The sequence below is a fragment of the Pseudomonadota bacterium genome (assembly GCA_030860485.1).
In the GTDB taxonomy this organism is placed as follows: Bacteria; Pseudomonadota; Gammaproteobacteria; order JACCXJ01; family JACCXJ01; genus JACCXJ01.
The window spans coordinates 1-19,049 of sequence record JALZID010000242.1; the positions used below are offsets into that span (position 1 = coordinate 1).

The following is a 19,049-nucleotide window of genomic DNA, read 5'->3' on the forward strand; positions in this document are numbered from 1 at the left end:
TGCGCAACCCGGCGTCTATCGGCCGATGTGTACAGCATCTGCACCAGGCCCTGGACGGCTGCATGTACGCCGACCGCCCGCGCTTGCGCGCGCGGCTACGGGCCTATCTGTCCCGCGGCGAGGCCGCCGCGCTCGATACCCTCCCCAGATTCGATCCCCAGGCGCTCGAGGCCCTGGAGCAGGCGATCCGGGAGGCGTCCCTGCGCGCCGCGCAACGTGCCGCGGCGCTCCCCAGGCCCGAGTTCCCGAGCGCCCTGCCGATCACGGCGCGGTGCGAGGACATCGCGGCGGCGTTGACCCACCATCAGGTCGTGGTCGTGTGCGGGGAAACGGGCTCGGGAAAGTCCACGCAGCTTCCCAAACTGTGCCTGGCCCTGGGCCGCGGCGTCCTGGGTATGATAGGCCACACCCAGCCGCGGCGCATCGCGGCGCGCAGCCTGGCGGCGCGTGTCGCGTATGAGCTCGGCAGCGAGATCGGCCGCGCGGTGGGCTACAAGGTCCGTTTCGGCGACAAGGTCGGGCCCAACACCTACATCAAGCTCATGACGGACGGGATCCTCCTGGCCGAGCTGGAGCATGATCGCCGGCTCCTCGCCTACGATAGCCTGATCATCGATGAGGCCCACGAGCACAGCCTGAACATCGATCTCCTACTCGGTTGTGTCAAGCGCCTCCTGCCGCGGCGTCCCGAGCTCAAACTGATCGTGACCTCGGCGACCATCGATACCGAGCGCTTCTCGCGTTATTTCGACGACGCGCCGGTCCTCGAGGTCTCGGGACGCGGGTATCCGGTCGAGGTCCGCTATCGTCCTTTGCGCGGCGACGATGATGAACAGGATGGCGATCTCTCGACCGCCATCGGCACGGCGGTGGACGAGATCTCGCGCATCGATCGGGGCGATATCCTGGTATTCCTGCCCGGCGAGCGCGAGATCCGCGAGGCCGCGGCCACGCTCGGCCGGCGACACCTCCCCGCGACCGAGGTCCTGCCGCTGTACGCCCGCCTCGGCAGCGCCGAGCAGGATCGGGTGTTCCTCCCGCATCCCCACCGCCGCATCGTGCTCGCGACCAATGTCGCCGAGACCTCGTTGACCGTCCCGGGGATCCGTTACGTGATCGACACGGGGCTCGCGCGCATCAACCGCTACAGCCCGCATAGCAAGGTGCAACGCCTGGTTCACGAACGCATCTCACGGGCGTCGGCCGATCAACGCAAGGGGCGCTGTGGCCGGCAGAGCGCCGGGATTTGCATCCGGCTCTATTCCGAGGACGACTATAAAACGCGGCCCGAGCACACCGATCCCGAGGTCCTGCGCGTCAGCCTCGCGGCCCTGATCCTGAAGCTCGGATCCTTGCATCTCGGTGTGCCGGAAGACTTCCCGTTCCTGGAGCCGCCGGATCCGCGCCAGGTCAAGGCCGGTTACAAGCTCCTCGAGGAGCTGGGGGCGGTCGAGGCCGGCGGTGCGCTGACCGGGCTCGGCCGGCGGCTGGCGCGCCTGCCGACCGACCCCCGCATCGGACGCATGGTGCTTGCGGCCGAGTCGTGGAACTGCCTGACGGAGGGGTTGATCATCGCCAGCGGCTTGAGCATCCAGGACCCTCGCGAGCGCCCGCACGAGGCACAGGCAGAGGCCGACGCGGCCCACCGCCAATTCGCCGACGGGCATTCCGACTTCCTGTGGTTCCTGAACCTGTGGCGGTATCACCAAGCAGAGGCACGCGAGCTCTCCCAAAACAAGCTGCGTGGCCTGTGCCGCAGCCACTTCATCTCCTACGTTCGGATGCAGGAATGGCGGGAGGTGCATGCCCAGCTGTCATCGCTCGGCCAGGAGCTGGGCCTTTCCCGCAACGCGGAGCCGGCATCCTATGAAGCCATCCACCGCGCCTTGCTCACCGGCTTGCTCGGGAACATCGGGTTCAAGACCGACCAGAACGAATACACCGGTGCCCGCGGGGTGAAGTTCCACCTCTTTCCGGGATCGGCCCTGTTCAAGCGGCCGCCCGCCTGGGTCATGGCCGCGGAGATCGCCGAGACCACGCGCCGTTACGCCCGCATAGCTGCCGTCATCGAGCCGGAGTGGGTCGAAGCGGCCGCGGGACATCTCCTGAGACGCAGCCATTCAGACCCGCACTGGGAGAAAAAGGCCGGCAGGGCCTGTGCCTACGAGCGCGTGACGCTCTATGGTCTGACCCTGGCCCACGGGCGCAAGGTGGACTACACGGCCATCGATCCCGCGGCATCACGGCACCTGTTCATCCGATCGGCCTTGGTCGAGGGCGACTACGACAGCGCTGCCCCGTTCGTGATCCACAACCGCCGGCTGGTGGCCGAGGCGGCGGATCTCGAGCATCGCGCCCGGCGCCTGGACATCCTCTGCGATGAATCGGCGCGCTGCGATCTCTATGATGCGCGCATTCCCCCCGAGGTCGTGTGCGCCCAAGGATTCGAAGCGTGGCGCAAGTCCGCCGAGCGCGACGACCCCAGGCGCCTGTGCTTCCAGTGGGAGGACCTGATCCGGCCGGACCTCTCGCTCGATCTCGAAGCGGGCTATCCACTCGATCTCACCCTCGACGGCCAGAGATTCCCGTTGTCCTATCGTTTCGAGCCGGGCCACGAGGAGGATGGCGTGACGGTCACCTTGCCGCTTGCCCTGCTCAACGCGCTCGACCCGCGACCATTCGAGTGGCTTGTGCCGGGGCTCTTGAGGGAAAAGGTCACCGCATTGATCCAGTCCCTGCCGAAGCCGCTCCGCCGCCACTGCATCCCGGTGGATCAATGTGTCGATGCCTGCCTCCTATCCATCGAACCCGGGTCCGGGTCGCTGTTGGAGGCCCTCTGCCGGGCACTGGATCACCATAGGGGGGCCCTCGCGATCCGCGCCGAGGACTTCGATACCGAGGTACTGCCCGATTACTTGGCGATGCGTTTTCGGGTGACCACGGAGGGCGGCGCGGTCTTGGGCCAGGGGCGATCGCTTTGCGATCTCAAGAGGCGGTTCGCCAAGGAGGCCCAGCTCGCGTTCCGGCGCCAGGCGGCATCGGGGATCGAGCGGGACGGGATCACGCGCTGGGACTTCGGCGTGCTTCAAAGGCAAGTCGCACGCCGCCATGGGGGGCTCAGCCTGCAGGGGTTTCCGGCCCTCGTCGATCGAACCCGGTCGGTGGCCATCCGGGTCTTCGACAGCGCGGCAGAGGCGGAGGAAGAGGGGAGACGAGGGCAGAGACGGCTCTTCATGCTGTCGCTCCCCCAGCAGCTCAAGTACCTGCGCAAGGGGCCCCCGGGGTTCGAGGCCACGGCCCTCCTGTACCTCGGGATCGGGACGCGGGACGGGTTGCTCGACGATCTCACCGAGGCCGCTTTCGAGCGCGTCTTCCTCGGGCCGGAGGAGGATGTCCGCGGACCCGACGAGTTCGAGGCGCGGCTAGAGGCGGGTCGGGCCCGGGTGGTCGATGTATTCGATGCGCTATGTGCGCGCGCCAGGGACATCCTCTGCCGGTTCCAGGACCTGAGGAAACGCCTCGAGCGTTTTACCGGCGGGGCCGGGGCCGACATCGGGGAGCAACTGCAGTATCTGATCTACCCGGGCTTTGTTTCGGCGACCCCGGAGGAGTGGCTCAAACACCTGCCGCGCTATCTCAAGGCCATCTCGCTCCGGCTGGAACGCCTCGCTCGCGATCCCGCGAAGGACCGCGAGCGCTCAGTGCGCGTCGCCGCGATGTGGCGGCCGTGCCGCGCGCGCCTCGATGCCGGGGAGCGGACCGCGGAGCTCCTGCGCTTCCGCTTCCTGCTCGAGGAATACCGCGTATCGCTGTTCGCGCAGGAGCTTGGGACCGCCGTGCCGGTCTCGGAGGCGCGGCTCGCGCGGCAATGGGCCCTCGCCGCTCGATCCGATGATCGGATCGAGGTGGCCAGGTCGCGAGCGTCCTCGTGAGCGAAATCTTGGGGCGGCGTTCGCATCCAAATGGCGCATCCAAACCATGAGCGGCACCCACATCATCTACTCGCTGTTCCTCGTGTTTACGGGGGCGGCCTGCCTCGCGACCGTCGCCCTGTATGCGCGCCAGGCGGTGATCGTGGCCTATATCGTTCTCGGCATCCTGCTCGGTCCCTCGGTGCTCGGGGTGGTGGCGGATTCGGGTTGGATCAAGGACGTGGCCGCCATCGGGATCATGTTTCTCCTCTATCTCATCGGGCTCAATCTCCCGCCCCGGCAGCTCGGGCGCATCCTGGGCGAGGCGCTGACGGTGTGCCTTTTGAGCTCCGCGGCCTTCCTGGTGCTCGGCTTCGCCCTCGGCGTGGCCTTCGGTTTCAGTTACGTGGAGGCCCTGTTCATCGGGGCGGCGCTCATGTTTTCGAGCACCATCATCGGCATCAAGTTACTGCCGACCACGGCCTTGCACCACCGCCACACCGGCCAGATCATCATCAGCGTGTTGCTCCTGCAGGACCTCATCGCCATCGTCCTCTTGCTCTTGCTCCAGGGCCACGGCCAGGGCGGGGGCGTGTGGCTCGAGGTCGGGCTGCAACTCCTCCTCCTGCCGGTCCTCTTGGGTCTCGCCTATCTCCTCGATCGCTTCGTGTTGGAGCGTTTGATCGCGCGCTTCGACCAGATCCACGAATATGTATTCCTGCTCGCGATCGGCTGGTGTCTCGGCATCGCCGAGCTCGGCTATGTCGCGGGGCTGCCGCACGAGATCGGGGCCTTTATCGCCGGGGTGACCTTGGCGCAGAGCCCCATTGCCCTGTTCATCGCCGAGAGCCTGAAACCGGTGCGGGATTTTTTCCTGGTCCTGTTTTTCTTTTCGCTGGGCGCGGGCCTGGATCTCCGGCTCGCGGCCGATGTGCTCGTCCCGGCGGTCACCATCGCCGTGGCGACGCTCGCCGTGAAACCGTGGGTGTTCCGGGGTCTCTTGCTGCTCGCCGGGGAACGCACGGAGCTGTCCGTCGAGATCGGGGTGCGGCTCGGGCAGATGAGCGAGTTCGCCCTGCTCATGGCGGTGTTGGCGGTCGACGCGGGGCTCATCGGCGCCCGCTCGGGCGATCTCGTGAAGGTCGCCACGGTGCTCTCCTTTGTCCTCTCGTCCTACCTCATCGTCCTGCGCTATCCTACCCCCATCGCGGTGTCCGACCGCCTGCGCCGGGATTGAGTGCAATGTTCGAGAAACCCGCGTCGACCGAGGTCCCGATCGCCGGCCGGGCCTTCGATCCGGACCGCCCGGTGCCCCGCGAGGTCCCCGCTCGCGCTGTGCGAGGCGGCGCGTTGGGCGCCCTCGTGTTACGGCGACGAGCCGTGGCGTTTCGTGATCTGGGATCGGCGCGCCGATCCCGACCACTGGGCGCGCGCCTTCGCGACACTCGCCGAGGCGAACCGCACCTGGGCCGGCGATGCCCCCATCCTGATGCTGGCCGCGGCGGCCACGGTCTTTGCTCGCGACGGGCGCGCTAACCGCTGGGGGGCCTATGACACGGGGGCCGCCGGCATGAGCCTGTGCGTACAAGCCACCGGATCGGGTCTCATGGTCCACCAGATGGGAGGCTTCGACCCCGAGCGCCTGCGCCTCGCGTTCGCCATCCCGGAGACCTTCAACCCGATGGCGATGATGGCCATCGGCTATCAACTCCCCGAATCACGCATCCCCGAAGGTGTGCGTGCGCGGGAGTACGCCCCGCGTTCGCGACGGCCACTCGGCGAGAGTTTTTTTCTCGGGGAATGGGGACGCCCCGGCCCGTGAGCCCGCCCGCCTGAGGCCGGCGTCGATGAGAACGCTACGGCTCGTGCGTTTCAACGACGCCGTCTACCGCGTGCTCTGCGATCGCGGCGAACACGTCGGGAACCTCAAATGGATCGCGGGCGTGTGGAAGTTCAAGGCCATCGGCCATGACGCCGAGGGCCGGGTGATCCCCGGCGGCGGACCGCTCACCGATCGGCACGACACCGTCTTCACCGCCCCCGACGAGCGCGACCTCTGCGCGCGGCTCTTGGGACGCTGAACCCCCCGCGCCGCTTTCGTTCCTAGCTGACAAGGAGTACACATGTACCGGCCTCGCCGAGCTTGCCGCTCACGGATGACCGCCATGACGTCTCGGTAGGGTCGGTGAGTCGAAGGCGAGAGAGGCTCGACCACCAATCGCACCCGTTCCGGCGGCAGCAGCAGATCTTCGTCTAGTGTCACGGTGCGGGCTTCGGTCATTCTTCCGGTCACGATGTAAGCATTTTCCATATCGCTTTTACGCCACAAGTCTTCGATGCTTCAATTCGAGAACGGATAGCTCCGATTCGCAATCGGAAAGCCCGCATCGAACCCCCGATGGAGCCGGTTCCGACCCAATGCTGTGTGCCACGGATCGATCAGCAAGCCTGTAGCCCGGCTGGAGTGCAATGGAATCCGGAGATTACCGACGCCAACCAGGCGCCCGATCTCGCTCACGTTCCATCCGGGCTACAAAAAATCAGGTACGGTGGGCACCGCCCACCGTTTGCGGCGCCTCCCGCAGGTGGTCGATCAAGACGGAGGTATCGACGAGGATCACACGCCGGCTCCGAACGCCGCCGGGGAATCGGCTTCGCCTGCGGCTCGCTGCCACCCAGTCGTGCCAGGCTCAGGCGGCGGGCGCTTTCGCGCTCGATCAGCGCCTTGAGCCCCTCACGGATCAGCGCCGTGCGTTCCATCAGTCCGGTCATGCGCTGCGCCTCTTGAGCAGGGTTTCATCCAGGTTGACGGTAGTACGCATGAGCGGTCTCGCACCGCCGGCACGGGGCGGCGGTCCACGCCCCGTTTTGGCCCAGAGCGTCCGCGCAATGCCCCAAAGGGTGGCGCCGCTCCGCCGGCGCGCGCCGCGTATAATCCCAAGCGGTCCTGCCCATGCCGATGCCCACGACGCCGCGGCCAACCCTTCGCGCCGCCTGGATCGCGGCCTTTCGAGACGCGGGGTTGCGGCGCGCCATGTGCGCCGCTTGCGGCGCTCTCATCCCGAGCTTGTTCGGGCTCTCCGCTTTCTTCGCCTGGCTGGAGGGCCGGCCTGGGTACGTCCTTCCCGACCCACTCCTCGACTTCCTCGGTCCGCTCGATGTGTCCGTCCCGATCTTCACGATCCTCTACGCGACCATCTTGGTCACCCTGGTCCGATCGCTGCGCGAACCCGGGCGCGTGGTGCGGGGGCTCCACGCCTATGCCGTCCTTCTCTTGCTGCGTATGGGGGCCATGGCGCTCGTCCCGCTCGATCCCCCGCCGGGCTTCGTTCCGCTGGCCGATACCTTCACCCAGCTCTTCTACCCGGGCACCGAGCCCTTCGAAAAGGATCTGTTCTTCTCCGGCCATACCGCCACCCTGTGGCTCATGGCGTTGATCGCCACGACGCGGGCCGGCCGCTTGTGGTCGGGCTTTGCAACGCTCGCGGTCGGTGTGCTGGTCGTCGTTCAGCACGCGCACTACACCATTGATGTCATCGCCGCCCCGCTCTTCGCCTGGCTGGCCTGGCGCCTGAGCGCCGTCACGATGCGGGGGTGCGGGTCGGGGGCGTAAGCGCGAGGGGGTCGAGGGTCAGACAGGCACCCGATTGAACGCGCGATGCGCGCGCCCAGTCGCGGCACCCGAGCCGGTCATTATAATACGGGCTCTTCGTTTGGGATTTAGATTTGTGGATGCCCTCTTTCGACGCCGCCTGTATAATGAAGGTGGGCAAGCGAGGTTTTGGAGGCCTCGCCATTCCTCTCGGCCGCAGCAGCTTCACGAAGCGGTTTGGAATCGCCTCGCGTCTTTAGGAGCCGCGGCCGAGAGTAGCCCAATGCTTTGCTATCCAGCCTCGTCTGGTGGCTGATAGTCCTGCGCTAGCGTCAGAATGAAGCGCGAAAATCTCCTTGCTTCGACAACCTTCATATCCCTGGGGATCACGACCTGCGCTAGAAAATCCGCCCGCATCGGAAACTCCAGTGATAGGCCAGAGGTTCCCTGTCGATGTGGCTCTGCGAGATCCTTCTTTGTAGGCTCTCCTACGGATTTCTTGATCGCGGACCGTTCCGGCCGAGGTCTGCGGTCCCCGTTTGCTTTTGGCAGTCCGCGCCCATAGCCCTTATAGCCCGTAGGGTCATTGACGTAGCTTATGAACTGGCTTCTTGCGAGTTCCGACCGTCTCTGGTACTCCTTCAGCGAGCTAGGTGACAGCTCCCCAGAGTGGCGGTTGTTATATCGTGTGACTGCACTCGCTAGGTCGAGGGCACGGACGTCATCGCCATCGGCAACGTCCTCGAGTATCCGGGTACACGCCCCTAGCCAGGCGGTTGCAGTGTTGGCATTGACGAGGCCTTGCCGGCCGACCGTGTCGCAGAACCGTAACAGCGCTGCCTTGGTAAAATCCAGACTCATCTGACTAATCCATATGTATGGAGATAGATTTCTGGAATATATATCTTGAGTGCACAACACCTACGATGCGCACGTCTGTAGACATACAGATCACAATAGATGGCGTCAGCAAGACAGGGGCACCCTGCGAAGAGGCGCGTGGGTAACGACTTGCTGCGACGATAGAAACTATAGTGTGGGCAAGAGGTTGCGCGCGGATCGACATACTGATCGAGTGCATCACGATTGCCGAGGGGGCGGCCGTTTACGCGCGCCCTGGTGTGTCGGGGGACGCACGGTCTCCGGGACCTTCCTCGCGACCCGTCCGACCAGACGATGCTCGACGCCGTGCGCCAAGCGGTGGCCGTCGAGGGCGACGACCTCTTCAGCGCCACGCTCCTCGACTCCGGTGCTCCTCTGCCGGTACCTCTGCGACAGGGCCGAATCGGCGCGGCGTTGCTTCAGAGATGCCTGGGATGCCGTTCGGCCCGGGCTACTCGGCTGCGCAGCACAGCCGCCGCGGATTTGGAGGGAGGACGTGAGAGGCGGACGGTGGCGTCGCGTACTGGTAGTATGTACAGCTACCGGGTCATTCCCGAAGAGTGGAGCCATGCAAACCAGCACCTGCAAGCTAACCAAGAGATACCAAGCAACCATTCCGGAATCGGTGCGAACGCTCTTGGATCTCGGGGCGGGCGATGCCATCGCATTCGACATTGAAGGCGACCAGGTCCGACTGCGCAAGGCTCGACCCGTCGACCTCGCTTTCGCGCAGGCGCTTCAAGCCACGCTCGAAGAATGGTCGTCGGAGGCGGACGAGGAAGCTTGGCGTGGGCTGTGAAGCCTTTGACGTCGTGGTGGTGCCTTTTCCGCCGCGGATTTGGAGGACGTGAGTGGACTTCCCCGGGAAGCGGCTTGACGACGCAGAAGCGGGCAGCTTGGGTTTCCCAATGAAACGCAACCGCCAGGGACCGTCCCCAAGGGGCCGAAGAACAATATACGCGTTAGGATCAGGTTTTCGGCGCGCTCTCTTGAAGGAGACGATGATTTTTGATGGCCCACCCCTCAATCCCCTCCCGTGGGGAGGGGAAGAAATGTCGGCGGGCCAATGGCTTATTCCCCCTCCCAACGGGAGGGGGCGAGGGGGTGGGGCGATCCGCTAGAGAACCCGTCTATGCTCCGACACCGAAATCCTGTCCGCAATGGGTATCAACGAAGCCATTGGACAGAGCAGAGGTAGCGATAGAAAACCGTGTACGTCGTCTATAAGCTCATCAGAAATTGTGGTCTGTCTCGGGCCTACTATTCGCCGTGCCGGCAGTCCATACATAGGAGCAATGAGCACTGATGTGACCGAACCGCAACCGCCGTCCGCGGCCTCGAGCGAGGATGCGGAGGCGCTGCTCGACACCGCGAACAGCGCTTCGCAGCACGTCGCGGTGCTACACGTCGCGTTCATGGCGCTCTGCGCGTATGTGCTGGTCATCGTTTTCGGCACGACCGACATGGACCTCCTCATCGGCAAGGGCGTGAAGCTGCCGGTCGTGGACGTGACGGTTCCCATCGTCGGCTTCTACGCCTTCGTGCCTTGCCTGGTCGTCCTAGTGCACTTCAATCTGCTGTTGCAACTGCAACTGCTCTCCCGCCAGCTATACAATTTTGACACGGCGGTAGCACAAGAAGAAGAACGCATCGGCGGCCTGCGCGACCGGCTGCACATCTTCCCCTATACGTATTACCTGGTCGGCCGGCCCGGCCCCATCGTGCGGAGGCTGCTCGGGATCGTGGTCGGGATCACGCTGCTCGTCCTGCCGCTCGCGACGCTCCTCGTGCTGCAACTGCGCTTCCTCGCCTACCAGGATCAGGCCGTCACCTGGGCGCAGCGGGTCACCGTGTGGTTCGACGTCGCCCTGGTGATCGCCCTCTGGCCGGTGATCATGGATCGGGGCGATAGCTGGTGGGACTACCTGCGCCGGGTAGCCAGTCGCCTGCGCCGGCGCTGGAGAATGGGGCTTGCCTGGGCAGCGGTGTGGGTGGGTGTTGTCCTCTCAGCCTTGGTAATGACCAAAGAGGTTTATTTTGTCGCGGGGGCGGCTGCCGGAATAACGTCCTCCGGTTCGCGCCTTCGGCCGCGCCGCCATCGCCATAGCCCAGCCAGCGCTTTTGCGACGGCGCAGGCTATGAATACCACAGGATTGTCCAAAGCGCTGATCCGCGGGATGTCGGGGCTCTTGCTTGTGGTCGCCCTCGGCGTGCCGCTGCCGCTCGGCCTGCTCGCGGACGGCGAATGGAGGGAGAAAAAGCTGCTGGCAGGCGAGGTAGTCGCCAGCGAGGTGGTTTATGACCGGTTTCGACGTCTCGACTTGAGCGAACAGGTACTCCTTGCTAAGCCCGCCAAGCCTGAGCTCGTCGCCCAGTTTCGGGAAGGCGATCCCGAAAAAGTGAAGGAAGCGCTGCAACAGGTGGAGCCCGTAAATCTACGCGGGCGCAGCCTGCGGGGCGCGCGCTTTTCTGAACCCAGCTGCAGGGCGCGGATTTGGGGGGAGCCCAGCTGCAGGGCGCGAATTTTCGGCAAGCCCAGTTGCAGGGAGCGGATTTGGGGCTAGCCAAGCTGCAGAGCGCGGATTTGGAGGAAGCCGAGCTGGAGGGCGCGCGTTTGTATGGCGCCCAGCTGCACAGCGTGAACTTGAAGGGAACCCAGCTGCAGCGCGCGAATTTGGGGGAAGTCCAGCTGCAAGGCGCGAACCTGCAGGGAGCCCAGCTGCAAGGCGCGGATTTTGAGGGCATCCCTTGGCCCCCCGCGTGGCGATCCCAACTGCAGGGCGCGAATTTGGCGTATGCCGGCCTGCAGGGCGCGAATCTGACGTATGCCGAGCTCCAGGGCGCTAATTTAGTGGGAGCCGACTTACGAGGCGCGAACTTGGCGGAGGCAGAACTCTGGGGCGCCGATTTGCGATCGGCGAAACTCTATGGGGCAATTATTGAGCACGGTGGCGCAGCGCTAGTGGATCTCCGGGCAACTCGCTGGACCCCGCATAATGCGGAACCTGCAGAAACCGGGGAAGTGCTGGGTCACACGATCGCCGACAAGGATTGGGGAAAAAAAGCCCTCGAGCGCATCGAGCACGCGGGGAACGCTGGTCTGCCTTCGCCGATCCTGGAGTCCTGCCTGATCGACCCGAAAGTCACACCAGGGCTGAAATGCCGGCGGCAGTGGCTACCTGCCGAGGTGGAAGCCTTCCGAACCGAGCTTTTCCCTGTGCTGGAAAAGCTCGCCTGCCAGTCGTTCGCGATCGCGCGCGGCCTGATTCTACAGATTGATCCGAGCGAAACATCCGGCGGGCGATTCGGGCTCGCGGAACGCTTCGCGGCATTGCTGGACGAGCGGGAGTGCGAGGGGCTCGGCTCCCTGCCGGAGGCGGACAAGAACCGAATCCGCGATTTGGCGAAGCGGGAAGACGAACTCCGGGCGCAATCGAGTGCTGGAAAGCCTATGGAAGAGGCGCCGGCATCGCCAACCCCGCCGCCTGCGATCGCGCCTGAACCGCCGTAGATCTCGCGTAATCGGTGACGCACCACGTTACTCCTCGCATGGCGGTAAACTCCCCATCCACGCCAAACACCTTCATGCCGCGACGCAGTCCCCGGCCAGGCAATGGGCACCTTCTGGCGACGCGACCCTCTTACGTCCCTATGGCCGGTCCGATAAATTGCGCGGGCGTCACGATGGGGATCCCGCGAATCCCGTGCAAGTCCAGCAATCGGGATCGCCCGTGATGATGCACGTGGCTTGGCCGGCTGCGGCGAGCTCCAGGAACTGGTCGTCTCTCACGTCGCGGCTCGCCAGGATCGCGGGAGTGCGTTCGCAGACACGGTGTCCTGGATGAACCGTTGGAGAAAAATCGCGCGTTCGTATCGAGTCAGGTAGCGATCGAACTTGGGGGCGGTCCAGCACCCGTGCAATCTCTGACAGGGTGCTATCGGACCGCAGCAGGACCCCGGTTTTCCAGGCCTTGGTGACGGCCTGACCGGGCACGGATCCGTAGAACAGCAGTAACTGACGAGAACGTTCGTGTCGATGACGTAGCGCTCAGGCGTCGCCATCGAGGAGGTCGGTCAGTCGCTCTGGGGTCAGTCCTCTTGACTGGGCGGGTGTGCTCAGGAGCTTGGCCAGCTCCGGCAAGGAGGTCGCGTTCGCGAGCGCTTCATCCTCGATCTGCACGGTCGCCCGGTAGGTGCCGCCCGGATCGAGCTCCAGCGCCCCGGCAGTGCGCTCGGTGACCTCCTCGCCCTTGATGTGTTCCAGCACGATGCTCGGCATATTCGATGCGCCCGCGGCAGGGACAACGACACGGATTCATTACTAGCAGTGACGACCCTGGCAAGCCGCCGAATGACACGGTTGGCGCTGCCAGGCACTACACTAGAACCATCGCATATCGCTCCCTGGAAGCCTTTGCCATGTCGATGCCGGCCGGCCGTTTGGCGACTTACGAAGACCTCTGTCGTGTGCCGCCGCACCTAATCGCCCAGATCATCCATGGGCAATTGATCACCCTTCCCAGGCCGGCCCCGAGACACGCCCTGGCGGCGTCATCGTTGGGCGAAGAGCTGACCGGGCCGTTCCAGAAGGGCCGAGGCGGCGGCCCCGGCGGCTGGTGGATCCTGGACGAACCGGAGTTGCACCTTGGCGCGGACATCCTGGTGCCCGATCTCGCCGGCTGGCGGCGCTCCCGCATGCCGACCTTCCCCGAGGCGGCCTTCTTCGCGCTGGCGCCCGACTGGGTGTGCGAGGTGCTGTCGCCCTCGACGGCCCAGGTGGACCGGGTGGACAAGCTCCCCATCTACGCCTCGCACGGCGTCAATCATGCCTGGTTGGTGGACCCGGAGGCCAAGACCTTGGAGATCTTCTCGTTGCACGAAGGACACTGGCGACTCGAAAACGCCTTCAAGGAAGCGGACGAAGTCTGTGCCGTCCCCTTCGAAGCGGTCCGGTTCGGCCTTGCCGCCTTGTGGCCCTAACTAATGCGGCAATGTCCGACCAGTGAAATGTCGGGGCAAGAGCGGAGCGTTGCCCACCCGCGCCGCTCGCACGGCGGACTGTTACAACCAGCGCGTCGTGGTTCAATGTGACGCTTTCACTTGTGGGTAAATAACCATGGCTCTTATGGACTGTTACAACCAGCTAGTCGTGGTTCAATGTGACACGCTGTGCGCCGGGTGTGGGTGACGCCGCAAAGGGTATGTACAATGACGGTTTGGCCCGCATCACCGGATCGGAAGCAGACGCGCGACGAGGACGAGATGACGGATATAGAGTTCACCGCCGAGGAAACACGGGTCGTCGCCTGCCTGATCGAAAAGGCCATCACCACGCCCGATCAATACCCCTTGTCGCTGAACGCACTGACCAACGCGTGTAATCAGAAGAGCAATCGCGATCCCGTCATGCAACTGGACGAGACCGGCGTGCAGCGGACACTGGACGCGCTCGCCAAGAGGCATCTCGTGGGCGAGAAATCGGGATACGGCAGCCGTGTCGCGAAGTATCAGCACTATTTTTGTAATACGACCTTCGCGTCGCTGCGTTTTTCGCCGCAGGAGCTCGGGATCCTTTGCGAGCTGATGCTGCGCGGGCCGCAGACACCAGGCGAGCTCCGCAGTCGTGCCGGCCGCTTGTGCGCCCTCGCCGACGTGCTCGAAGTCGAATCGGCGCTGAAAAGCCTGATGGAGCGCGAAGGCGGTCCCGTCGTCGTTCAGCTGCCCCGTGAGCCCGGAAGACGGGAGTCCCGATTTGCACATCTGTTCGGCGGACCGATAACCTCCCCTTCCCCGTTGCCGGCGCCGGAGGAGGCTCGTGTCGGCCTCGATCCGGATGGGGAGCGGATCGTCGATTTGGAAGAGCGCGTCGCCGCGCTGGAGCGGACGGTCGAGGAGCTAAGGCGCAGGCTCACACGGGGCGCGTGAGCTTGCGGGAGACGCGTACGGCGCCGGGCGCCGCTGCCGGGTGGCATCATGGCGTCTCATGCCTTGAGGGTATCGGCCCGAAGCCATGGCGAGCTCCCACTTTGCGCATCTCCCGTCACTGCCCCGGCTCGCCGGCATGCGATGCGTCGGGCTCATTTTCCTCTTGGCGCTCGGCCCGGTCTCGGCCGGCGCGGCGGAGACACCCGGCCAGTCGGCCATCGCGAGCGCCCATCCGCTCGCCACAGAGGCGGGTATGGAGGTGTTGCGGCAGGGTGGTAATGCCTTCGACGCGGCCATCGCGGTGACGGCCGCCCTCGGGGTCGTGGAGCCGTATTCTTCCGGGATCGGCGGTGGCGGGTTCTGGTTGTTACACCGGGCGAGTGATGGGCGGCAGGTGGTCTTGGATGGGCGGGAGGTCGCACCGGGCGCGGCCAGACGGGGTATGTACCTCGATGGCGCCGGCCGACCGATCCCGCGCTCGTCGATCGACGGGCCGCGCGCCGCGGCCATCCCGGGGGTCGCGGCCGGCATCGCGCACCTCGCGAAAGATCACGGGCGGTTGCCACTGTCGCGCACCCTGGCCCCGGCGATCGGTCTCGCGCGAGGCGGCTTCCGCGTGAGCCCGCGCTATCGCGAAGCGGCGGCCTTGCGCGTACAGGCCCTGCGCGCCGCGCCGGCGGCGGCCGAGGTGTTCCTGCGCGACGGGGAGGTCCCGCCACTCGGCCACCGCATCGTCCAGCCGGATCTAGCGCGGACCCTGGAGGCCCTGGCGGAAAGCGGTGCCGAAGGGTTCTACCGGGGCGTGATGGCGAGGCAGCTGGCGGGGGGCGTAATCGCCGCAGGGGGGCTCTGGACTTTACAGGACCTCGAGCGCTATCGGGTCGTCGAACGGGCGCCCATCGTCGCGAAATATCGCGGGGTCCGGGTCGTGTCGGTGCCGCCCCCGTCCTCGGGGGGCGTCGTGCTCGTCGAAGCCCTGAACATCCTCGAAGGATTCGATCTCGACACGCAGGACCCGGCGGCGCGCACGCATCTCATCGTCGAGGCGTTGCGCCGCGCCTACCGCGACCGCGCGCGCCATCTGGGCGACCCCGACTTCGTGTCCATGCCGCTCGAGCGGCTCCTGGACAAGCGCTTCGCCGCGGCGGAGCGGCGTACCATCTCGTTCTGGCGCGCTACTCCGAGCGCTCCCGCGGCCGCGGGCCGCGAGGCGGGCAACACCTCGCATTTTTCCCTGATCGACGCCGAAGGCAACCGCGTGGCGGCGACCCTCAGCATCAACTACCTCTTCGGCTCGGGGTTCATGGTGCCCGGCACCGGGGTGTTGCTGAACGACGAGATGGACGACTTCAGCATGAGCCCGGGGCTACCCAATGTCTACGGCTTGGTGGGCGGTCGCGCCAACGCCATCGCGCCCGGCAAGCGCCCGCTCTCCAGCATGACGCCGACCTTCATCGAGACCGAGGACCGCGTGGCGATCCTCGGGACGCCGGGCGGCAGCCGGATCATCAGCATGGTGCTGCTCGGCCTGCTCGAATTCGCCCGGGGCAACGGGCCCTATATCTGGGTATCGCGCCCGCGCTTCCACCACCAGTACCTGCCAGACCGGGTGGAATACGAACCGGGGGCACTGGCCGGGCGGGAGCGCGCCGGCTTGCGGAGGCGCGGGCATACGCTCGTCGAGCTCGGCGAGCCCTATGGCAATATGCAGGCGGTCCTGTGGGACCGGGATCTCGGCGTGGTCCGGTCGGCGAGCGATCCACGCGGCGAAGGCCGGGCGCGGGTGGAAGCTACCGAGCGTCGCCAGGCGCGAACCAGGCAAGCTTCTCGCGCAACCGCACGACCTCACCTACGATCACCAAGGTCGGTGCATGGACATCTTGCGCGGCAACGACCTGGGGTAGTCCCTCCAGGGTCCCGGTAAACACGCGCTGCCGGGCGGTCGTGCCCTGCTCGATCAGGGCCGCTGGGGTCGCGGGCGCCATCCCGCGGGCGATGAGCTCGCGGCACAATACCGGCAGCCCGGAAAGCCCCATGTACACGGCGACGGTCTGGCGCGGCTGGACCAGGACGTTCCAGTTCAGGTCCATGGAGCCGTCCTGCAGATGCCCGGTCACGAACACGCAGGAGTGCGCGAAATCGCGGTGGGTCAAGGGGATCCCGGCGTAGGCGGCGCAGCCCGAAGCGGCGGTGATCCCGGGCACCACCTGGAACGGGATCCCGTGCGCCGACAGGGTATCGATCTCCTCCCCGCCGCGCCCGAAGATGAAGGGGTCGCCGCCCTTGAGCCGCAGCACGCGCTTGCCCTCTAGCGCCAGATCCACGAGCAGGTCATTGATGGCCTTCTGGGCCAACCGGTGCTCGTCCCGCGCCTTGCCGACGTGTACGCGCTCCGCGTCCTTGCGGACCAGATCGAGGATGGCGGGGGCAACCAGGCGATCGTAGAGCACGATGTCGGCCTGTTGCATGAGCCTGAGGGCCCGGAAGGTCAGAAGATCGGGATCGCCCGGGCCGGCGCCGACGAGATACACCTCGCCGAGCGAGAGCGGCGCCTCGGACGTCTCGTCCAGCGCCCGTTCGAGCGCGGCCAGGGCGGCCTGGTCCCGGCCGGCGAACAGCATCTCGGCCACCGGCCCGTGCAGGACCGTCTCCCAGAACCGCCGACGCGGGCCGACATCGCGGAAACGTTGTTTGACGCGCTCGCGAAACGCCGCCATGAGCGTCGCCAGCCGCCCGTAGGCGGCCGGCACCAGGGTCTCGAGACGGGCGCGCAGGAGACGCGCGAGCATAGGCGAGGCACCCCCGGTCGAGATGGCGATCTGGACCGGCGATCGGTCCACGACCGATGGCATGATGAAGGTGCAGCGCTCGGGGTCGTCCACGACGTTGACCGGGATGTCCCGTTTTTGGGCCAGCGCCGACACCGCACCGTTCTCTCTGCCGTCATCGGTCGCGGCGATGCAGAGCCAGGCGCCGTCCAGGTCCTGTCGCGCGAAGGCCCGAGCCTCGTGCTCGATCTCCCCGAGGTCGCGTCGTTTGCTCAGATCACGGCACAGGGCGGGGGCCACGACCGCGACGCGTGCGCCGGCGCGCAGGAGATGCCCCACCTTGCGGGCCGCCACCGTGCCGCCGCCCACCACCAGGCAACGCCGGTCCTGGAGTTGAAGGAAGATGGGGAGGAAGGTCATGGGGTATACTTCCGCCGTCAAGTGTTCGCGAAATCGCCGGCCCGTCGGCATCCGGTTAGCTACTAAACGACCATAGGTTCATTATGCGGCCCTGGCCTCGTCGAGGCTAACCCGCGTCTCCGCCGGGGGTCAGCCTCGCTCGGCAAAAGTTATGATGTCTGGGCGCCCCAGGGCGGTGACGCTGGCGCGGAACGCGACATACCGCGCCGCGCGCCGCCGTTTCATTCGTTGGGCCGCAGCGGATCTTTCATGGTAGCCGTCAAGCTCGACGACCTTTCGATGGCCTTCGAGTTCGTCGGCGCGGAGCCGCCCTGCGAAAACAACGCGTACGTCTCGCTCGATACCGGCGAAATCTTCTGGACGTCGGAGCTGAATCCGTTGGACGAGGACGTCCCCCACGATCTGGAAACGTCGGACCGTTACCTAGCGGTACCGCACAAGACCGACCTCGACCTCGGAAAGCGCCTTGCGTTGCGCTTTGCTGCGCGCGAGCTACCCGGGTGCTACGACCAGGTTGCCGGCTTTTTCCGCCGTAAAGGCGCCTATGCCCGGTTCAAGGCGTTGCTCGATTCCAAAGGGGCTCTCGATCGGTGGTACGCCTACCAGGCGGAGTCGATCGAGCAGGCGCTGAGGGCGTGGTGTGCGGAAAACGGGCTCGAGCTCAGTGAGAGCCCACGCAGCTCGGACTGAAGAACGAACCCCACCGTTTCGACGGCTGGATGATGCCAGGGGTCCTGCGTCACCCCGAGCGGCACACACTCAACCGCCCAGCATCGCCTTCTTGAGGTCGGCCTGCACCGGGTGGTCGCCGAGCCAGGCATTGAGCAGGGCGCGATTGAACTGCTCGCCCGCGATCCGAGTCTTCTCGGCGCCGTTGATCGTGACGACAGTGTTCCCTGCCACGAAATCGAGCGTGATGGCATCGCCGTCCTTGGTTTCGCCGTGATGACCTTGGCAAGCTCGCTCAGCTGCGGTTGGATCGCCCCCAGCTCGGCCTCACTGGCGTTGGCCTCGATGCCGTCCTTGATGGCCTCGAGAAAATCGTCGGCACCGACCTCGCGCAGCATGCGTATCTCGACGCGACGCGGTTCGGCCTTGAGGACTGCAGCGGCCGCCCGGCAGATAGAGCGAGGCGACATAAACGTCGAAGAGCAGCCTCTTGCGAAGCCCCGCGCCGTTCAGCACCAGATCGCGCCCGGCCACGGTGGCCGTGTCGGCGAGCTTCACGCCTTCGATCTCGACCGCGCCCGCGGCCGTAGAGAGCAGGCCCGTGAGCATGAGGATCATGAATCGCGAATTCATTTGGTTCGCCCTCGCCCGTGGCCGGGACCGGCCGGCTGTGGCATGATGGCGGCCCCCGACCGAGCCGCGCGAGACATCGGTGGTGTGAGGCCGAGGCACCGTATCAGAGGAACGCACATTATGAACGAACTTCTGTACATGGGGGGCTATGCAGCCTATGTCTGGAGCGCCTATGGGCTCGCCGCCGCCGTCCTCATCGGCATGATCGCGCACTCCCTCCTCTGGCACAGGCGCTTGTTGAAGGACCTC

Annotated in this window: 15 protein-coding genes and 3 pseudogenes; 13 read left to right on the plus strand and 5 right to left on the minus strand. The window is 65.8% G+C overall.

Annotated elements, in window-relative coordinates; translation table 11 throughout:
* Nucleotides 1-62: 62 nt before the first annotated feature.
* The 4 genes and pseudogenes from hrpA to M3461_14950 all read left to right on the plus strand — a co-directional run bounded on the left by hrpA (nt 63) and on the right by M3461_14950 (nt 5,992).
* On the plus strand, nt 63-3,932 hold the full coding sequence (gene hrpA, locus M3461_14935; protein MDQ3775545.1) for an ATP-dependent RNA helicase HrpA: 3,870 nt from the start codon (nt 63-65) through the stop codon (nt 3,930-3,932).
* Nucleotides 3,933-3,978: 46 nt separating this feature from the next.
* A complete protein-coding gene (locus M3461_14940; protein MDQ3775546.1) occupies nt 3,979-5,148 on the plus strand; it encodes a cation:proton antiporter in 1,170 nt (389 codons plus the stop codon).
* Between the two features lie 5 nt (nt 5,149-5,153).
* A pseudogene (locus M3461_14945) lies at nt 5,154-5,733 on the plus strand (nitroreductase family protein).
* 25 nt (nt 5,734-5,758) lie between these two features.
* Nucleotides 5,759-5,992: a hypothetical protein gene (locus tag M3461_14950; GenBank protein MDQ3775547.1), complete on the plus strand. Its 234-nt coding sequence runs from the start codon at nt 5,759-5,761 to the stop codon at nt 5,990-5,992.
* 541 nt (nt 5,993-6,533) lie between these two features.
* Here the strand turns inward: M3461_14950 and M3461_14955 are convergent.
* A pseudogene (locus M3461_14955) lies at nt 6,534-6,733 on the minus strand (type II toxin-antitoxin system VapB family antitoxin).
* A gap of 137 nt (nt 6,734-6,870) precedes the next feature.
* Between M3461_14955 and M3461_14960 the strand changes: the two are divergent.
* The 4 genes from M3461_14960 to M3461_14975 all read left to right on the plus strand — a co-directional run bounded on the left by M3461_14960 (nt 6,871) and on the right by M3461_14975 (nt 11,896).
* Nucleotides 6,871-7,524, plus strand: coding sequence for a sphingomyelin synthase family protein (locus M3461_14960; protein ID MDQ3775548.1), 654 nt, complete (start codon nt 6,871-6,873; stop codon nt 7,522-7,524).
* 1,498 nt (nt 7,525-9,022) lie between these two features.
* Nucleotides 9,023-9,184 carry an AbrB family transcriptional regulator gene (locus tag M3461_14965; GenBank protein MDQ3775549.1) on the plus strand — a complete coding sequence of 54 codons (162 nt, stop codon included), beginning with the start codon at nt 9,023-9,025 and terminating at the stop codon, nt 9,182-9,184.
* Nucleotides 9,185-9,680: 496 nt separating this feature from the next.
* A complete protein-coding gene (locus M3461_14970; protein MDQ3775550.1) occupies nt 9,681-10,949 on the plus strand; it encodes a hypothetical protein in 1,269 nt (422 codons plus the stop codon).
* Nucleotides 10,880-11,896: a pentapeptide repeat-containing protein gene (locus tag M3461_14975; GenBank protein MDQ3775551.1), complete on the plus strand. Its 1,017-nt coding sequence runs from the start codon at nt 10,880-10,882 to the stop codon at nt 11,894-11,896. Before M3461_14970 ends, M3461_14975 begins: the two co-directional genes overlap by 70 nt.
* Nucleotides 11,897-12,433: 537 nt before the next feature.
* Here the strand turns inward: M3461_14975 and M3461_14980 are convergent.
* Nucleotides 12,434-12,664 (minus strand): hypothetical protein, encoded by a 231-nt coding sequence (locus tag M3461_14980; protein ID MDQ3775552.1) that lies wholly within the window; start codon nt 12,662-12,664, stop codon nt 12,434-12,436.
* A gap of 140 nt (nt 12,665-12,804) precedes the next feature.
* Here M3461_14980 and M3461_14985 point away from each other — a divergent pair, with 140 nt between their 5' ends.
* The 3 genes and pseudogenes from M3461_14985 to ggt all read left to right on the plus strand — a co-directional run bounded on the left by M3461_14985 (nt 12,805) and on the right by ggt (nt 16,096).
* Nucleotides 12,805-13,365: a Uma2 family endonuclease gene (locus tag M3461_14985; GenBank protein MDQ3775553.1), complete on the plus strand. Its 561-nt coding sequence runs from the start codon at nt 12,805-12,807 to the stop codon at nt 13,363-13,365.
* A 282-nt stretch (nt 13,366-13,647) separates the two neighbouring features.
* Nucleotides 13,648-14,310 carry a DUF480 domain-containing protein gene (locus M3461_14990; GenBank protein ID MDQ3775554.1) on the plus strand — a complete coding sequence of 221 codons (663 nt, stop codon included), beginning with the start codon at nt 13,648-13,650 and terminating at the stop codon, nt 14,308-14,310.
* A 136-nt stretch (nt 14,311-14,446) separates the two neighbouring features.
* Nucleotides 14,447-16,096 (plus strand): annotated as a pseudogene (ggt, locus tag M3461_14995) (gamma-glutamyltransferase).
* A gap of 4 nt (nt 16,097-16,100) precedes the next feature.
* Here the strand turns inward: ggt and cysG are convergent.
* A complete protein-coding gene (gene cysG, locus M3461_15000) occupies nt 16,101-17,498 on the minus strand; it encodes a siroheme synthase CysG (GenBank protein ID MDQ3775555.1) in 1,398 nt (465 codons plus the stop codon).
* A 249-nt stretch (nt 17,499-17,747) separates the two neighbouring features.
* Here cysG and M3461_15005 point away from each other — a divergent pair, with 249 nt between their 5' ends.
* On the plus strand, nt 17,748-18,188 hold the full coding sequence (locus M3461_15005; protein MDQ3775556.1) for a hypothetical protein: 441 nt from the start codon (nt 17,748-17,750) through the stop codon (nt 18,186-18,188).
* Between the two features lie 69 nt (nt 18,189-18,257).
* Here the strand turns inward: M3461_15005 and M3461_15010 are convergent, their stop codons facing one another.
* Nucleotides 18,258-18,401: a chalcone isomerase family protein gene (locus M3461_15010; GenBank protein MDQ3775557.1), complete on the minus strand. Its 144-nt coding sequence runs from the start codon at nt 18,399-18,401 to the stop codon at nt 18,258-18,260.
* A 93-nt stretch (nt 18,402-18,494) separates the two neighbouring features.
* Nucleotides 18,495-18,800 carry a chalcone isomerase family protein gene (locus tag M3461_15015; protein ID MDQ3775558.1) on the minus strand — a complete coding sequence of 102 codons (306 nt, stop codon included), beginning with the start codon at nt 18,798-18,800 and terminating at the stop codon, nt 18,495-18,497.
* 138 nt (nt 18,801-18,938) lie between these two features.
* On the opposite strand from M3461_15015, the gene ccmD reads away from it, so the two are divergent.
* Nucleotides 18,939-19,049, plus strand: a 111-nt coding sequence (gene ccmD, locus M3461_15020) for a heme exporter protein CcmD (protein ID MDQ3775559.1), incomplete at its 3' end; no start/stop codon positions are given.